General features: G+C 56.6%; 12 protein-coding genes and 1 pseudogene. 6 read left to right on the top strand and 7 right to left on the bottom strand.

Annotation, left to right across the window (positions count from 1 at the left end; all coding sequences use genetic code 11):
- Positions 1–28 precede the first annotated feature (28 nt).
- Positions 29–508 carry a MerR family transcriptional regulator gene (locus tag ACQKQA_RS00440; RefSeq protein ID WP_427552365.1) on the top strand — a complete coding sequence of 160 codons (480 nt, stop codon included), beginning with the start codon at positions 29–31 and terminating at the stop codon, positions 506–508.
- A 13-nt stretch (positions 509–521) separates the two neighbouring features.
- Here the strand turns inward: ACQKQA_RS00440 and ACQKQA_RS00435 are convergent, their stop codons facing one another.
- Together ACQKQA_RS00435 and ACQKQA_RS00430 are read right to left on the bottom strand one after the other, a co-directional pair.
- On the bottom strand, positions 522–1,526 hold the full coding sequence (locus ACQKQA_RS00435) for an acetoacetate decarboxylase (ADC) (protein WP_427552364.1): 1,005 nt from the start codon (positions 1,524–1,526) through the stop codon (positions 522–524).
- Positions 1,527–1,563: 37 nt separating this feature from the next.
- Complete coding sequence (locus ACQKQA_RS00430) at positions 1,564–2,367, bottom strand: type 1 glutamine amidotransferase domain-containing protein (protein ID WP_427552540.1); 804 nt, start codon at positions 2,365–2,367, stop codon at positions 1,564–1,566.
- 342 nt (positions 2,368–2,709) lie between these two features.
- On the opposite strand from ACQKQA_RS00430, the gene ACQKQA_RS00425 reads away from it, so the two are divergent.
- The gene (locus ACQKQA_RS00425; RefSeq protein WP_427552363.1) at positions 2,710–3,942 is read left to right on the top strand and encodes an NADH:flavin oxidoreductase/NADH oxidase family protein; all 1,233 of its coding nucleotides are present in this window, start codon (positions 2,710–2,712) and stop codon (positions 3,940–3,942) included.
- Positions 3,943–4,130: 188 nt separating this feature from the next.
- Here ACQKQA_RS00425 and ACQKQA_RS00420 read toward each other — a convergent pair whose 3' ends face one another.
- A complete protein-coding gene (locus ACQKQA_RS00420; protein WP_427552362.1) occupies positions 4,131–4,544 on the bottom strand; it encodes a hypothetical protein in 414 nt (137 codons plus the stop codon).
- Positions 4,545–4,739: 195 nt separating this feature from the next.
- Here ACQKQA_RS00420 and ACQKQA_RS00415 point away from each other — a divergent pair, with 195 nt between their 5' ends.
- The 4 genes and pseudogenes from ACQKQA_RS00415 (at position 4,740) to ACQKQA_RS00400 (ending at position 11,393) form a co-directional block, all read left to right on the top strand.
- A complete protein-coding gene (locus ACQKQA_RS00415) occupies positions 4,740–5,435 on the top strand; it encodes a hypothetical protein (RefSeq protein ID WP_427552361.1) in 696 nt (231 codons plus the stop codon).
- 486 nt (positions 5,436–5,921) lie between these two features.
- A complete protein-coding gene (locus ACQKQA_RS00410) occupies positions 5,922–6,206 on the top strand; it encodes a DUF3077 domain-containing protein (RefSeq protein WP_427552360.1) in 285 nt (94 codons plus the stop codon).
- A gap of 193 nt (positions 6,207–6,399) precedes the next feature.
- A pseudogene (locus tag ACQKQA_RS00405) lies at positions 6,400–6,857 on the top strand (dihydrofolate reductase family protein); the annotation flags it as partial.
- Between the two features lie 588 nt (positions 6,858–7,445).
- A complete protein-coding gene (locus ACQKQA_RS00400) occupies positions 7,446–11,393 on the top strand; it encodes an NACHT domain-containing protein (protein WP_427552359.1) in 3,948 nt (1,315 codons plus the stop codon).
- Positions 11,394–11,783: 390 nt separating this feature from the next.
- Here the strand turns inward: ACQKQA_RS00400 and ACQKQA_RS00395 are convergent, their stop codons facing one another.
- From ACQKQA_RS00395 to ACQKQA_RS00380, 4 genes are all read right to left on the bottom strand, one after another.
- Complete coding sequence (locus ACQKQA_RS00395; protein WP_427552358.1) at positions 11,784–12,296, bottom strand: nuclear transport factor 2 family protein; 513 nt, start codon at positions 12,294–12,296, stop codon at positions 11,784–11,786.
- A gap of 83 nt (positions 12,297–12,379) precedes the next feature.
- Positions 12,380–13,834 (bottom strand): aldehyde dehydrogenase family protein, encoded by a 1,455-nt coding sequence (locus ACQKQA_RS00390; protein WP_427552357.1) that lies wholly within the window; start codon positions 13,832–13,834, stop codon positions 12,380–12,382.
- 16 nt (positions 13,835–13,850) lie between these two features.
- Entirely contained in the window at positions 13,851–15,500 is a 1,650-nt protein-coding gene (locus ACQKQA_RS00385) for a GMC family oxidoreductase (protein ID WP_427552356.1), read from the bottom strand.
- Positions 15,501–15,630: 130 nt separating this feature from the next.
- Positions 15,631–16,572, bottom strand: coding sequence for a LysR family transcriptional regulator (locus ACQKQA_RS00380; protein WP_427552355.1), 942 nt, complete (start codon positions 16,570–16,572; stop codon positions 15,631–15,633).
- Positions 16,573–16,615: the final 43 nt, after the last annotated feature.

Raw genomic sequence — 16,615 nt, 5'->3', positions numbered from 1 at the left:
AGGTCAGCAGGTTTATGTGGGGTGGGATATGAGGATAGGTGAACTAGCGAAAATCTGCGGGTTGGCGCCTTCGCGCATCCGCTTCTACGAAGCGAGCGGCCTGATCAAGTCAGTCGAGCGCAAGGCCAATGGTTATCGCGATTATTCACCTGACACCCAATGGGTTCTGGAGATCATCACCGGTGCGCAGGCTGCGGGTTTTTCGTTGGAGGAAATCCGCCAATTGATGCCGATGAATGCAAGTGGCTGGCAGCACGATCAGTTGCTCAGTGGCCTCAAGCAAAAGGTCGAGGAAATCGAAGTCCTGCAGCAACGGCTGGCCCAGAACAAAGAGCAACTTCTGCTGGTCATCGAGGGCATCGAGGGTAAGCCCGAGGGCATGGCGTGTGCGGACAATGCGCAGATGCTGATCAATCGTCTGCGTGAAGAAGGGGCTGGCCAAGCTTCAGGCAAGCCTGCGGCAACGTCCTCGAAGAGAAAAAACGCCCGTCAGCTTTCCGGGGCCTGACAGGCGTAAGGTTTCAGCGCTCGCCAACCAGGCTGGCGAGTGGTTTGGGCGCATAGAGCGCGCTCTGGAATTCAGGCACATACTCGTACTTCATCATTTTCCCCAGCTGCAAAGAGCGGATGTAGTTCGACAGGCTGCCCTCGCCCAGCGTGAGGGTGGCCGAGTCCGCGTCCCGGCTGGAACCATGGCTGAGCTGGCGGGAAACCGCATACCCATACGCCAGTTGGCCCTGATGATCGAGGTTGGTGAAACTGCTGGTGACGATATCGACGTCACCAGACAAGTCGGCGAGTTTCTTCGTTTTGAAGGACACATCCAGTTTGCCGGTCTGGCTGTCGGCGATGTCATAGACCACCGATTGCGCATCTTCCTTGCGCTCAATGCCCGTCAGCCACTTCGGCAGGTTGTAACCGACGACACCGCGCACCCGCGCCAGCTCTGTGTTGACCGGCAGCTTGAGCACATAACCCCAGAAGTCTCCCGACACTGACTGGCCAATCAGGGTGAACGGACCGAGATTGGCTTTGCCCGGTTTGCTGGTGACGATCGACACGGCAACCTCGTTGTAGGCGTCGTTATCGCAATGCTCGTAGGTGTACGCGGTGAACGCGATCAAACCGCGCCCCGGCCAGACCTGTAGCGGTTGCACGGTTGCCAGTACTTCGGGCGGCATCAGGGCCCTGAGCCGGTCGAGGTCGGCCGTATAGACCGCCGTGACGCGGCTGTTCTGGTAGTAGAAGTTTGGCGAATACGACTCGAAGCCAATGTCGACCTTGTTCTTCGCCAAGCCCTTGAACCAGCTCAAATCAACACCCGGTACTTCTGCTGCAATCACCGACAACGGCGGGTTGGAGCGAAAACGGTCGTACAGGCCGCCCTTGACGACAGGTACTTGATGTCCTGCGATATCGATTGTGGTGGTGTCGGTCGGGCTGGGCATTTCAGGCGTCCCCGCCAACGCAGCGTTGGCAAAAGTGTTGAACAGCAATCCTGTTAAAACGGCGCTTGCGAGTTTCAATCGGTCTTTCTCCGGGTGGTGGGATCTACTTGAGGGTTCAGCGCACCGCGTTGCCGGCGGCGAGCACGGCCAGCACGGCTTCAGCCACGGCCTTGGGCGATTGAGGGTTCTGGCCGGTCACCAGCCTGCCATCGGTAATGGCGAATGAGGTGAACGGCAGCCAGCCCTTGCGGTAACGCGCACCCTGGCTCACCAGCCGGTCCTCGAGGAAGAACGGCACCTGGCGCTTCATCCCCGAGAACAGCTCTTCGCGGTCGGAGAACCCGGTGATGTTCCTGCCCTTGATGATCAATTGGCCTTGCTCGTCTTGCAGATCCAGCAGACCCGCCACGCCGTGGCACACGGCCGAGACGATGCCGCCCTGGTGGTAGATGGTTTCGGCGACACGCCGCAGGTCGGGGTTATTGGGGAAGTCCCACATGACCCCGTGGCCCCCGGTGAAATAGATGACGCTGAAGCGGGACGGATCCACATCGGCGATCGGCAAGGTGTTCTGCAGGCGGGCGCGAAAGGCAGGGGACTGCAAATGCTCGCGGGCAGCCTTGTCCATGTACAACCAACCGAGACTGCGTTCGTCCAGGGGCACCGCGCCACCTTTGGGGCTGGCAAACACCGTGGTGTAGCCGGCCGCTTCGACCACATCGGTGAAATGCGTCAGCTCGGTCAGCCACAGCCCCGTGGTATCGGTTCGCGAGGGATAGCTGGCGTGATTGGTCATGATCACCAGAATCTGGCGATCCTTGGCGACAGCGGTGGAAGAGGGCGTCTCGGCATTTGCAAAAGTCATGAAGGCACCACCTATCAATACCAGGGCATAAGAAATAAGGGTCTTGAGCATCATCCGGGTTCCGTCAGTCATGCAGGTCCGTGGATGCTCACCTTAAACCTCGCTTTAAGGTCAATCCCTGCGGCTGTAAAAAAATCCGTCGGTATCTTTACCGTTCTGCTTGACCCTCAACCTGGCTTCAACACTAGGGTCTGACGCTGACTGGGCAGGCAATACCCCATGTCATCAATTCCCTCAGGAGCAATGCATGAGTCAGCAAGACAAGCTGGAGACGCAGATGAAATGGATGATCTATGGCGCCAACCGCGATGCACATCGAATGACCTTGAAAAAGCTCTTGACCTTAAAGTTCACTTCAAACTTAAGGTGGCCTCATCTCCAGTTGAGGACTGCCCCATGAACCTGTTCGACACCCTGATGCTTCCCAACGGTTCGACCATCAAGAACCGAATCGCCAAAGCCGCCATGGAAGAAAACATGGCGGACGCCGACCAGGCGCCCTCCGCAGAACTCATGCGTCTGTATCAGGCGTGGGCCGACGGTGGTGCCGGGCTGATCATCACCGGCAACGTGATGGTCGACGGCCGTGCCATGACCGGACCGGGGGGCGTGGTGTTGCAGGATGATCGGCAACTGGACAAGTTCAAGCGCTGGGCACGTATCGGCCGATCCGGCGGTGCGCAGTTCTGGCTGCAGATCAATCACCCTGGCCGTCAGATGCAGTCCAACCTTGGGCAGCAAACCTGGGCGCCGTCCGCCGTGCCGCTGGACCTGGGCAAACTGTCCAAGCGTTTCGCCACGCCTCACGCCATGACCGCCAGCGTGATCGAGGACGTCATTCAGCGCTTTGCGAACACCGCGCGCCTGGGCGAACAGGCCGGATTCACTGGCGTGGAAATTCACGCCGCCCATGGTTATTTGTTGAGCCAGTTTCTTTCGCCGTTGAGCAACCAGAGGACGGACGAGTGGGGCGGCTCCCCGGAAAACCGCGCGCGCCTGTTGCTCGAAATCGTCAAGGCGGTAAAGGCTGTGGTTTCGGCGCAGTTCGCGGTGGCGGTCAAACTCAATTCCGCCGATTTCCAACGCGGAGGATTCACCGCGGAGGATGCGAAAAAGGTCGTTGAACGGCTCAACGACCTGGGGGTGGACCTGGTGGAATTATCCGGCGGCAGTTACGAAGCCCCCGCCATGCAGGGCCAGGCGCGCGATGGTCGCACCTTGGCTCGCGAGGCTTACTTCGTCGAGTTTGCCCGCGACATCCGGACCGTCGCCAACATGCCGGTGATGGTCACCGGCGGCATACGTCGCCGCCCGGTCGCCGAAAGCGTCGTACAGAGCGGTGTGGACATGGTGGGCATCGGAACGGCGTTGGCCATCGATCCGCACCTGCCGCGTGACTGGCTGCTGGGCAAAGACAATGCCCCGCAATTGCCGCCGATCACGTGGAAAAACAAGGCCATCGCGGCCTTGGCGAACATGGCGGTCGTCAAGTTTCAACTGCAAAAACTCAGCCGGGCTAAAAAGCCCGACCCGAGCGTGTCACCGTTACGGGCGCTGATCCTGCAACAGCTCGCCATGGCCTTTCGCACGCGCCAGTATCGGCGCTGGGTAGAAAAGCGTTCGGCGTGAGTTGATACCGGTTCAGGTCTTGAAGAGCCAAGGGCAGCGGACTGTTGAAGCGCCTACTAAACCAAGGGCGGCTCAGTGCTCCAGTCATGACACTCCCGTAGAGATAGAGCACCGTGCAATGCTAAGGAAGAAAAAGGGGACTGATTTATTTGAAAAATAAATGCGTCCCCATTATTACAAGCCCGTTACTAACCCGCGTCGCCGCTAGTGGGTTCTGGAGGCGCATCCGGACACTCATCGGCCCATCGCGTAACCGTCATGTCTTTGAGTCGCTCACCCATGGTGTCGACGCGCAAGCAGGCGCCTTTCTTTGAATAGAACAGGATGCAGCGCGAGCTATCAAAAGAGCAGGTATCGAGTTCCAGGAAATTGCGTGCCGCCAGCTCGCGCTCGACACCACTGTATTCATAGCCATCGCGGGTGTGCATCCGGGTTGGCTTCCATCCTTGTTTGATCAGCTTGGACCTGGCCGCCACCAAGGACTCACCGACGGCGATGCCTGCTGGCCCGCGCTTGTCGTTTATTGCTTGCGAGCCTCCGGCAAATACCAGGCTGGTCCCCGTGCAATACATGGCGAGGAGCAAGAGGATCGGGGCCTTCATTCAGCAGCTCCTCCAGCTGATTGGTAGCTCGCCAAAAACGTTGGATACTCGGCGTACGGTTGGGGTGGATAGTGGTTCTTCTTGCCAAGCCCTTCCGGGAGTGCCGCCCATCTTTTCGCCATATTCGTGCCATGTGGCAATGTTGATTTGATACAAGCCCGATGCCGTAGTTTTTCCGCCGTAGCCGGCGCCTGGATGGGTGGACTCGTCAGTGAACGTCCATTTTCCGGTTTTATGACCCTCGGCCCAGCCATGACCGTATTTCGCGTGATAGTCACCGCCTTCGGCTTCGCCAATGGCGAACAAAAGTGCCTTGACGTTTTTGTCCTTCAAATACTCTTCGTTCTCGGCCCGTCTTTTCTGTTTTTTTGCGAGCTCTACAGTATGCACTGGATTCAAGTTCTTATTGGGCCGACTGAGGCTCTGATCGAAGCTCGCGGCAAGCTGCCGTCGGCAGTAGTGTGCCCTCTACGCCAAGGGTTTGCCCTGATACCCCTCACCCAGGAAGTTGAGGCGGAGCTGAGAGAGCGCGCAACGAACGATGCGCAGGAAGTACTCCCTGTATCGGGCGAGATGGCTCAAGGTGCGGCTGAACTTGCTTCAGCGCTCTCGAGCAACGCTCCTATTGTCTATGCAGCGACATTTATTCACGGCGGCACAGGTGGGCAAGACGCCATTGTTTGGCTCAAGGGAGAAGTGGTGCTGAACGTGGGTGACGATGAAGAGAACATGTCCGCCTGGCCAGACTCTCCCATCAGTCGCGCCTTGCGTCGCATCGGCGTCACCGCAGAAACAGGTGAGGACGAGTTTGACGCCCTCGGACTGGGTTGCTATCGAAGCAATGAGTCGTGGGCTGAAGCTCATCACCTAAAGACATACAGTCTCGTGTGAGCTGCTGCATGACTGTGTTTCCAGTTGCGACCATGGCCGGATAAGCCGACTCCTCGATACCCCGCGCAGAGCGCAGCCCGTCCTGACTTACCGCCCTCCCGATATTTCCAAGACGATGGGGTTAGACATAAACTGCCACGCCTTTGTCGTTGTCCTGTATAGAGCCCGAGACTAGCCTTTGATCGTCGCTGCAAACGTAGCGATCGGGTTTGGTCGCCCGACTTGATACAGGCGCAACAGCGCCCCCTTGACGATTGCAGGCGCTTTTTTTGCGCTCGCATTTCCGTGCAATGGCGGCTGTGCGTGGAAGGGCTTCGGCCCTGCCGGGTTCCTGTATCTCCGGTCGACCAATCCGCGCACGGCTGCCACCCACTCGTTTGGTCGCGAACGTGGCAGCTCTCACCTTGATATGGGAGTTTCAATCATGTGCGCTATCAAAACCGCCACCAATTGCGGTCGCTTCAACGGGGTAAACGGAGGTGCGCTATGAGCACTTCCACCCCGGTCAAAACCCTCGGCTTCGTTACCTTCGGTCTTTGCGGCGATGCCGAGCAAACCCTGTTCCGCGTCAACGCCGACGTGCCTCTGCACCAAGCCCTGGAACATGCGTCGACCCTGCTGTACTACGCCAAGAAACTCGCCCTCGATGCCGCCATGGAAGAGCAGGGCGAGCGTTACGCCTGGGCCGCGCATTTTCTGGCGGAGATGGGCAAGGCGGTGATCGATGATGTGGGGCTGGGTTTGAGGGAAGGGGAGGTGCTGAAGGTTTAGTGGAGGGGGGTAGTCGCGCGCCGTTTCTGGGTGGGAGGGAAGCGGCGTTTTTAATGGTGGTTACCCGGCATCGCACTGTCGATTTCCCAGAGCCTGGCCCTGACTATTTTTCAGGGCATACATCCGATGGGTCGCAATGATCGTCGGCGCTCTCTGCCTGAGCACTTTTACGCAGACGAACCAGGAGAAGACCATGCGCAAGCTTTCCGTTCCGCTTTCATGAGCCTGGATGGGTTATCCAGGCGCCCGGCGGGCCTGGAGAAGACACCAGCGGCGAATTTCGCTTCGGTGGCAGGGTCGTGCCCTACGCCGACGAAGCCTTCGGCCAGGTCATGCAGGAGCTGTTCTCGCAACCGTTCGACTTGCTGCTGGGGCGCCGCACCTACAACATATTCGCCGGGTATTGGCCGCACATACAGGCCGGTTCTAGCAACAGCGTCATCGCCGACCTGTTCAACCGCGTGCCCAAGCATGTGGCCACCCATAATCCCGATACGCTGGATTGATACAACAGCCATGCGCTGCAGAAATCTCGTCGACGCCATACGGGCCCTCAATCAGCAGGACGGCGCCCAGCTGTTAACGCAGGGCAGCGGCGAACTGGTGCGCCAACTGCTTGCAACCGGGTTGGTGGACGAGCTGCGGCTCATGTAACTGACTGCTAACGGCCGGGGTTGTGTAAGAACGCCCTTGAGCAGTTGTAGTGTTCAGAAACGGAGCAAATATCTCGCTCTTACGTAAACTCCAAGTCTGCTGACTAGCCGAACGTTGGTAAATTTAGCGTAGAAGCGAGGATTTCAAAATGGTCAGTGCGTTTTTACACAGCCTCGGCCATAGCGGACGTACGACACGAGGCGGTCTCGGCCCGAATCGGACGTTCGATTTAGGTCTGTCCCGGCCAAGCGCTTTCCTATCTCAATGAAACTGTTGCAAGGATCCAATTGATAGACGCTAGCACGCTAAATGCTGCAAATGATCTTGCAATGCAGTCCAACCCCCTACCTAAGTCTTCGTGTCATAGACTGTTCACGTAATTTTATCCTGCTTTTCCTGCTTCGGCACGGTGGATGGGGAGTACATTCTGCGCAAGTCACTAAGCTGTAGGAAATACAAGTCGGGATTCCTGGTACAAGTGGATGCTTGCGTTGCTGATGAAGGTTCTGTCTACTGCTACCCGTCTATAGGAGTTTCTCTACCTGTGCACTCTGCAACCTTAAAAGACTAATGGAGTATGAAAGGATGACGGATACTTATGAGCTTACACAACTAGACTCTCACTCGTTTGAGCATTTGGTTAATTATCTGGCTTTAAAAGTTTTGGGGAAAGGTGTAACCGGTTTTGCACAAGGAGCTGATGGAGGTAGAGATGGTTTTTTACAAGGGGAAGCTCCTTATCCAACAATGACTGAACGATGGAGTGGGGTATGGTATATTCAATCCAAATTTCACAAGCCACATCTATCTAAGGATCCTCAAGCGTGGCTAATAAAGGAGATAAAAAAAGAGCTGGCGGCATTTGAAAATTCAGAATCAAGGCTGCCACCAGACATATGGATTATAGCAACTAACATAGAACCCTCTGGAATCCCGAATACTGGGGCCTATGATGCAATTAAATCTTTGGTTTTTGATTGCTTCGGTGAGGATGTGAAGTTCGATATATGGGGCGGAAGAAGGATATTGGATTTCTTAGCAGAGGATCCTACAGCTGCATCTCATTATGGTCACTTTCTCACGCCCGGGAATGTGCTAACTGCTATGTATAATCAAATGGGTGAGGCAACTGCACAAGTCAAGCCTATTATAAATCACCTCATTCTGGATCAATTCAATGATCAGATTTACACAAAGCTGGAGCAGGCGGGATCATCAGGTGTTAGACCAAAAATCCACGAGCTATTCGTGGATTTACCAACCGAGAATAAGTTTATAGGCGATGAGTTAAATGTAATGGAGACACTTGTAGCCACCTCCGCCAATGCTCATAGGCCTACGGTATGGCATTCATACGGTGACGGTTGGCGTGACTGGTCGAACATTCCCAGGCGTGCAAGGGCGATTCTATTAAAAGGTGGGCCCGGCCAAGGGAAATCTACTGCAGGTCAATTTTTTTCACAAATCCAAAGAGCCGCGCTTCTTCTTGATCCAAGCGCTCCGTTAGTTCTACCTGCCACATCAGACGTGGCTAAAGAGTTCCTTGCAGTCGCCGAAAGACTAGGTTTCAAACCGACCAATCCGAGAATTCCAATTAGCATTGAATTAAAAGATTACGCATCATGGTATGGTTCCAGATCTAGTAGTGAGGCGAAGGGGGTTTTATCTTATTTGTGCGAAAAAATATCGCAGAAAATAGATCAAAAAGTTGAAGGTGGTACACTAAAAAAAGCATTCTCAACAAGAAGTTGGTTTCTGGGTTTTGATGGGCTTGATGAGGTCCCAAATGATGTAAAGGACGAAGTCGCAAACGAAATCATAAGGCTCACCAATTTAATATTGCCAGAGCTTGATGCAGATATACTTGTTTTGTGTACTACGAGGCCTCAGGGATATTCCGGTCAGTTTGAGCATTTAAATGCAGCTACTTTAGATTTAGTGCCGCTTCCAGCTGACGTAGCGATGCGGTGTGCGGAAGGTGTGATCAAATTTGGCAGAAGTGATTCTGAGAGCGAAGCCGCAGTACATGTATTGACTGCGGCAATGGAGTCTGCCCAAGTGAGGGAGCTGATGACGACGCCTTTACAGTCACATATTATGGCAGTAGTTGTTCGTGATGGTGGGCGACCACCTGAGAAACGATGGGAGCTATTTGATAATTTTTATGATGTGATGAAGAAAAGAGAAAGTCTAAAGAACTTTCCAGATGTGAGAATTTCCAAGCTGCTACGAGATAACAGTATTTTATTGAAAGCGATTCACGCCCGCTTGGGTATCGCACTGCATGCTAGCGCAGAAATAAGTGATGGAGCAGACACCACATTAGGTAGAGAGCAATTCTGTCATCTCGCAAGGCAAACAACCGAGCGCTACGTTGAAGAAAACGTTGACGATTTAGTCGAAACGTTGATGGAGGCGACGACGGAAAGGCTGGTGTTTGTTAACACCCCTGAAAGCAATGAAACTGTTAGGTTTGATATTCGGCAACTGCAAGAGTTTTTTGCTGGTGAATTTATTTACTCTAACGTAGAACCATCTCAATTACGCTCTCGTCTTGAAGTGATTGCCGCTGACTCGCATTGGCGAGAAGTTATGCATTTTGTTGTGAGCGCCTTGATTGTTACAATGAGGCCGACAGAGCTGGCTATTGCATTAGAGGTTATCTGTGGTATTGACGATAGTGATGCTTCACATGCGATACGGGTATTTAAGCGGCGATTAGGTGTTGGTGCAATTCTGACTTTACGACTTTTAAATGAAGGTGTGCTCGAACAAGATCGGACTATTCGGTTGAAATTCAAAGATGCACTGACACCCCTTTATGCAATGACCGAATCAGAAGTGATATCTGATATGGTGTCTCTGAATCATCAGCACACACTGTCGTGGCTTTTAAACTGTATGGCTGACGCTCTCTTTGAATACAGTGAGCCAGAACAGATTGGGGCTGCAATCGTTCTGGCTAGAAAGCTACCAGATACTCATGTTCGAAAAAGTGAAATAAAATCTAAAATTTTTGGCTCATCTGCAGGTTATATAAATAGAATTTACAGATCTTTGTTGTCAGATCACTATTCCATGTATACATCCAGCGAAGGGTTTTCGATTAGTCATTGGTTTTTAGAGGGGACTCTACAGCTTTTGGTTAGTGAGAACTTAGATAGTAAAATCGAATTCTGGGTTATAGTGCGTATTTTGCGGCGCACAAAAGCCGTGGAGCAAGTGGCTAGTTCAATTGGGCTTTCCGATCTTGAGCTTAAACTTCTTATGCTGCTCCTTGAAGGTGCCGATACGTCAAAATATAACAAGCAGATCAGTAGTAATTTGGATGGCATAACAATCGCCAGGTATGAGCATGACTGGAAGACAAAAACGATTCCTGAAAGTATAAAATTTGAGATTGATTTTTTTAGTACTAAATCACCAGTCTTGAAATTGATGCTGGATACTATTCGCTTCGCGAAGTCGCAGCAACTTCAAGATTTATGCAGTGTATTGTCTGCAATGGATTTGATTGGTGTTGGGGATATGTTTTTTCCTGAATATATTCAGGCCTTGCTTCCAGTAAGCTTTGATGTGGAGTTGGGAGGTTTAGTTTTAAAGGGGCAGCTTGAGTTTTTTAAATCCATAACGCAGGAAGAATTTGATTTCTTACTGATGGAAGGGACCTTGAATGGTTTTAGCTTACCTAGTGCTTTCGATATTTTAGAAGTCGGCAATATAGACTCCGTAGAAAAGCTTGAAATTGTCTCAAAATATCACCCGTTGATAGCTCTATCTATTTGGTTGGCATCAGACCAATTTAACGAGCCGCCTTACAAGTTTAGATCTCCTGAGTGCTTAGATTTTATTTTAAATTTAGTCGTGAGGCACCCAAGGGTAATTGTGTATCAATTTAGTTCTTGGGGGAAGATTTTTGACTCTTTGCCAGATTTCTCTGAAAAAATTAGACCAATACTAAAAGATCTTCCATTAAATGGGCATGTGAGTTATCACGTCAGACATGCCAAACCATTTTTACTGAAACTGCCCGAGGAAATAAACTTTCTAACTTTGATTGCGCGTATGTTCATCTCGTCTGAGCGTAGAGCCGACATCGAGGATGCCGAAGCTGACGTGCACTCTTTGTTGGAAAGGTATGGACTTAATAATGAAATTCTTGTTGGTTTCTTTATGGATGAGAAACTTAATATCATTCATCGTGCTGCAGCTTTCTGCTGCTACATTTGCCAAGCAGCAGATGAGAGATCAGATATAATAGATAGTTTTTTTAGCCTAAATATGCAGTCGTTGGTACTGCTGTTTTGCGAAAGCGAACTACCTACATGGTACGTTGGCTGCCTAGTGTTCTCATTAGGTTTTTTTGATCATAACAAAAGTGAGGTGATGCAATTGGTCGGCCAGATTCTTTATTTATATCGAGAGGACTACTGGTCACGAGCAATGATTCAGAGCTTGCTATCGAATTGGAGAGAGCGCTCAAGTGCGCCAGTGCACTCCAGAGCTATTTTGGAAACATGGCTGAGTGAGTGACTCTTTAAATGTTTTTATATTCATGAATATAGAAGTCGACCGATTTTATTTGGCTGGAGAGTTTTTAGCTCTGAGTGCTTTGAGTGTGGGCGTGTGTTCTGGCAATAAATCTTGGCACAAGCTCGGCGTCTTTTTTAGTTGGAGGCACTCATGGGCTGAGCGTCCGCTTGCAACCGAGGCTGTGTAAAAACGCACGGACCATTTTAAAGTCCTCGCTTCTACGTTAAATCTGCCAATGTTCGGTTAGTCAGCAGACTTGGAGTTTACGTAGAAGCGAGATGTTTACTCCGTTTCTGAGTGATGCAACTGCTCGATAGTGTTTTTACACAGCCAGGGCAAAAAGTAGGCACTCAAAAACTCTACTAAACTAGCAACGATTCAAAATCAGCCTCAATCCGCCCCCACCCCAAACACCTCCCCCCCCTTAGTCGACTGAATCACCCATTCCCCACTCACCCGAAACGACTTCGCCGAGGCATAGGTATCTTCCATAAACTGGAAATAAACGATTTTCCCATCGACCACTTTGGCAAGAATCGAAAACGGCGAGGTAAAGCGATTGCCCACGCCGACCGAGGTGTAGGTAAAGCTGCCGAAGACCGCGACCTTTTCGCCTTCGCCGAAAATATCGGTGACCGCGAAGTCGTTGATGTCCCAGTAGGTGCCGACGTTGGAGAAGGTGTCGATATAGATCTGCCGGCCTCTACGGGTGCCTGTCCAGGGTTCGATCTGTTGCAGTTCGGGGTTTTCAAAGTTCAGCGAAACATAGGTGGCGTCTGCGCTGACCAGTTTGGTGGCGGCGTGGGCGACGCTGTCCTTGGCGGTGTTGGCCAGGAACGCGCTGACGACGTCGATCGGGGCTTTGGATTTTTCGGCTTTCTCGATTGCGGCTAAGTTGGCCATTTCATTACCTTCTCTGTGATGTGCTTCAGGGTGTGGAGTGGCGCCCTGGAGTCCAGGGCGCGGTGTCATGGTGCTTGTCGACTTCAAGCCTCGGCGGTCGACAAGGTGATGTGCTTGTATTCAATAAAGTCGTCGATGGCCGCGACGCCGTTCAGGCGGCCCAGGCCGGACTGGCGGTAGCCGCCTTCCTCGAATTCGTCGTAGACCTTGGCCCAGTCGTTGATCCACAGGGTGCCGGCCTGCACCTTGCGCGCCACGCGCAGCGAGCGTTGGGTGTCGCGGGTCCAGACGGCGGCGGCCAGGCCGTATTGGCTGTCGTTGGCCAGGGCCACGGCCTCGGCTTCGGTATCGAAGACCTGCAGGGTCAGCACCGGGCCGAAGGTTTCCTGCTGCACGATGTCCAGCTTCGAGTCGCTGACTTGCAGCAGGGTCGGGCGGTAGAAGGCGCCGTCGGCCAGCTCGCCTTCGGTGACCGGCCCGCCGCGTACGATGACTTTGGCGCCGGCGGCGATTGCCGCCTCGACCGCCCGATCGACGCGCTGCACATTGGCCTTGTCGATCAACGGCCCCATGTCGCTGCGCGGGTCGGCGGCGGGGCCGACCCGTACCGCTTGCAGGCGCGCGGCCAGGCGGTCGCGCAGCGGGTCGGCGATGCCGCGCTGCACCAGCAGCCGCGAGCCGGTCATGCAGAACTGCCCGGCGAACACGGTCAGGGCTTTTTCCAGCACGGGCAGGGCGGCGTCGAGGTCGGCGTCGTCGAACACCAGGTGCGGGGTCTTGCCGCCCAGCTCCAGGCCGAAGCGCTTGAGCGACTGCGCGCCGGCGGCGGAGATCGCCCGGCCGGTGGCGGAAGAGCCGGTGAAGCTGATGACCGGCACCTGGGGCGAGGCGATCAGGCAGCGCGAGCCGTCGCCGCCGGACTCGGTGAACAGGTTGATCACCCCCCGCGGCAACGACGGCGCTTCGGCCATCACCCGGGCGAGCAGGGCGTTGGTCTGCGCGGTCTGCCCGGGCATCTTGATTACTACCGTGGCGCCGGCGGCCAGGGCCGGGGCCAGCGAGCGCACCATCAGCACCACCGGCGAGTTCCACGGCACGATGATCCCGGCCACGCCCATCGGCTCGCGCAGCACGATGGACACGACGTCGGGGCGCGGGGTGCCGCTGTGGCCGCGTTCGGTGCGGGTCAGCGCCGCATAGAAGCGCAGCTTGGACGGCACCATGGAGACTTCGAAGCGGGCTTCGGGCTTGATCTTGCCGTTCTCCAGGGCCAGTTGCTCGATCAGCGCCTCGCTGTTGCGCTCGAAGGCGGCGGCCAGCTCGTCGAGGACCCGGGCGCGCAAGGCGCTGTCGTCGGTCCAGGCACTGTCGAAGGCGCGCACGGCCGCGGCGATGGCCGCCTCGGCTTCGGCGGCGCCGCCGTCGGCGTAATGGCCGATGACGCGGGAGGTGGCCGGGTCGATGGATTCCCGGTGGCGGGTCGAGTCGACCCAGGCGCCGTCGATCCAGTGTTTGGCCAGGGTGTTTTCAATCGTCATGGCAAGGCTCTCCGGCTCAGCTGTAGCGACGCGCGATATGTTCGGCGGTGGCGATGGTGGTGATGTTGGTGGCGACCGAGATGGCGTCCGGGAAGATCGACGCGTCCACCACCCGCAGCTTCTGCAGGCCGTGCACCCGGCCTTCGAGGTCGACCACGGCGCCGGGAGCGCCGGCCTGGCCCATGGGCGCGGTGGAGGTCGGGTGGTGGTAGGTGTCCAGGGTGGCCAGCATCGACTGTTCGATCTGCGCGTCGCTGCTGGCTTGGGCGCCGGGGTTCAGCTCGGAGTGGATCAGGTCCTTCAGCGGGGCGCTCTGGCCGATCCGGCGCGCCAGTTTCACCCCTTCCAGCAGGCGCGCGCGGTCTTCGGCGCGAGCCAGAAAGTTGAGGTCGATCAGCGGCGCCTGGGCCGGGTCGCGGCTGGCCAGTTTGAGGCTGCCCACCGACAGCGGGCGGGTCAGGGCCACGGCCAGGACGAAACCGACTTTGGTCGGGCTCTGGTCATGGGGGAACAGGTGGGTGGCGGTGATGTGCAGGTCGAGGTCGCCGTGCTGCGCCGTGGAACTGTGGGTCCAGAGCTTGGCGCCGATGGCCGGGGACTGAGCGCCGATGTGCTCGGGGCGAGCGGCGTAGGCGTTGTAGTAGAAGGGGTGGTCCTTGAGCCGCTGGCCCACCGGCAGGTCGGCCACCAGGGGGATCGACAGCGCCGCCAGGTCCTGACGCGGGCCGATGCCGGAGCGCAGCAGGATCGCCGCGCTGCCGTAGGCGCCGGCGCACAGGATGACTTCGCCGGCATGGATTTCCTCGCCGCTGGCCAGGCGCACGCCGATGGCGCGCGGGCCATCGAACAGCACTTTATCCACCAGCACGTCGCCGCGGATCTGCAGGTTGCGCCGCGCCCGCACGACATCATCGAGGTAGGCGATACCGGTGTTGACCCGCACGCCGTTGACGATATTCATCGGGTAGGGGCCGACGCCGTTGGCGTCGGGGCCATCGAAGTCCTCGATCAGGCGGAAGCCGTTGGCCTGGGTGGCCTCGACGAACGCCCGTTGCATGGGGGTGACGTCCTTGAGGGTCAGCTGATGCACCGGCAGCGGGCCGTCGTGGCCGTGCAGGTCGCTGCTGCCGGTGTTGCGGCGTTCAAGTTTCTTGAACGACGGTAACAGTTCCTCGTAGGACCAGCCGGGCAGGTTCCAGTCCAGCAGGTCCTGCTGGCGCGCGCGGATCGCCACCGCGCCGTTGATCGCCGAGCTGCCGCCCAGCACCTTGCCGCGGATGGCGTGGATCGGGTGGCCGATATGGCCGGGCTGGGTCTGGTAGCCCCAGTCGCTGCCCGCGTCGCCGCCGACGCTGTCGCTGCTGGCGATGACTTGCGGGTAATCGCGGGTGCCGTAGACGTGGCCGGCTTCGAGCAGCAGCACGTTACGCTCGCTGCGTTCACTCAGGCGCCGGGCCATGACCGCACCCGCCGAGCCGCCGCCGACAATCAGTACGTCGACGCGGTTGCCGGCTGCGCCCTTGCCGGTACCGCCGGCTTCCCCTGGCGCGGCAGCGAACACCGGGCCGGCGTCGAGCAGCGAGCCGAGGGCCAGGCCCGCCGAGCCGGCGATCGTCTGGGCCAGCAGTTTGCGGCGGGAAGGGTTTGCTGCTTGGTGGTGACTCATCGTTCATCTCCCATGGCAGGCGGGTGCCTGTCTGATGGGAGGAGGCTAAGGGGCGCTGCCGACGAGGGACAGACAGTGGAAAGTGAACCTGTCGTTCAGTTTTTCTTTACCTGATGCCTGGTCCCGAGGCTCATGCGTTCGAGGTGTCGGCGATCAGGCCGCGGGCGATCAAGGCCGCATCCCAGGGCGCCGGGCGGCTGATCTCGTCGCTGAGAAACTGAATCAGCGCCTGGACCTTAGGCGGGGTTTGCAGCGTCTTGCGGTACACCGCCGAGATATGCCCCCCGGACGGCGCATAGTCGGCCAGCACCGGCACCAGGCTGCCGTCGAGCAGGGCGTCGGCGGCCAGGAAACTCGGCAGGATCGCCAGCCCCAGGCCCGCCAGCGCTCCTTCGAGCAACTGATGCCCGGAGTCGGTGCGCATGCGCACGCGGATCCGGAACGAGTGCTGCGCGCCGTCCAGCGGCAGGCTCCACATGCCGTTCGGTTCGCGGTGGTAGTAGATCAGCCCGTCGTGCAACTGCAGCTCGCTGGGGTGTTCGGGCGTGCCGCGGCGCGCCAGGTAGTCGGGGCTGGCGCAGATCAGGTGGCGGTTCTCGGTCAGCGGGCGCGCCACCAGGCAGGAATCGTTGAGCATGCCCAGGCGAATGGCGACGTCGAAATGGCTGTCCTGCAGGTTGGCCACTTTGTCGTGGGCCTCCATGTCGACGCACAGCTGCGGGTAGCGCAGGGCGAAGCGCGCCAGCAGCGGCGCCAGGTAGCGCGGGGTGAAGGCCATCGGCGCCGCGATGCGCAGGGTGCCGTTCAGGCTGGCCTGGTTGTCCTGGACCGAGGCTTCGGCGCGTTCCAGCTCCAGCAGGATGCGGATGCTGTCGGCGTAGAACAACTGGCCGGCCTCGGTCAGTTGCAGCGGTCGGCCGCGGGTCAGCAACACGCAGCCTAGTCGCTTCTCCAACTGTTGCATGCGTTGGCTGACCAGGGATTTGGTGGTCCCCAGGCGTCGTCCGGCCTCGGCGAAACTGGCCGCCTCGACGACCGCGACGAAGGTGCTCATGTCCGAGAATTTATTCACCGCTACTCCTGTTGCCCGGGATCGAAGAACCTGAAGAGCCGCC

It is taken from the genome of Pseudomonas sp. NPDC089530 (assembly GCF_050280705.1).
Taxonomy (GTDB): Bacteria; Pseudomonadota; Gammaproteobacteria; order Pseudomonadales; family Pseudomonadaceae; genus Aquipseudomonas.
The sequence above is the reverse complement of the archived record's forward strand: the minus strand, read 5'-3'. Positions and strand labels throughout refer to the sequence as shown.